Annotated in this window: 1 protein-coding gene; it reads right to left on the bottom strand. The window is 70.3% G+C overall.

Annotation, left to right across the window (positions count from 1 at the left end):
• A partial coding sequence (locus O5O46_RS35185) for a hypothetical protein (RefSeq protein WP_269859758.1) occupies nucleotides 1–340 on the bottom strand: 340 nt, incomplete at both ends.

Raw genomic sequence — 340 nt, 5'->3', positions numbered from 1 at the left:
GCCTCACCCGAAGGACGGCCAGCGGCGAGCGTGATCTCCGGCCAGTAGCGGCGCCGCTGGAAGGCATAGGTCGGCAGCTCGACCCGGCACGCTCCCGTGCCCTTGAAGAGTGCCTCCCAGTCCACGGCCACACCACGCACATGCGCCCGAGCGACCGCGGCCGTCAGTGTCTCCGCCTCAGCACGCCCACCACGCAGCACCGGAACGAACGCCGCGCCGTCCGACGTCACGCACTCCTGCGCCATCGCCGACAACACACCATCCGGCCCCAGCTCAACGAAGGTCGTGACGCCCTCGGCCTCCAACGTCCGCACACCGTCCAGGAACCGCACGGTCTCCA

The sequence above is a fragment of the Streptomyces sp. RPT161 genome (assembly GCF_027533845.1).
Taxonomy (GTDB): Bacteria; Actinomycetota; Actinomycetes; order Streptomycetales; family Streptomycetaceae; genus Streptantibioticus_A; species Streptantibioticus_A silvisoli_A.
This window is presented reverse-complemented; position numbering and strand designations above follow the sequence as displayed.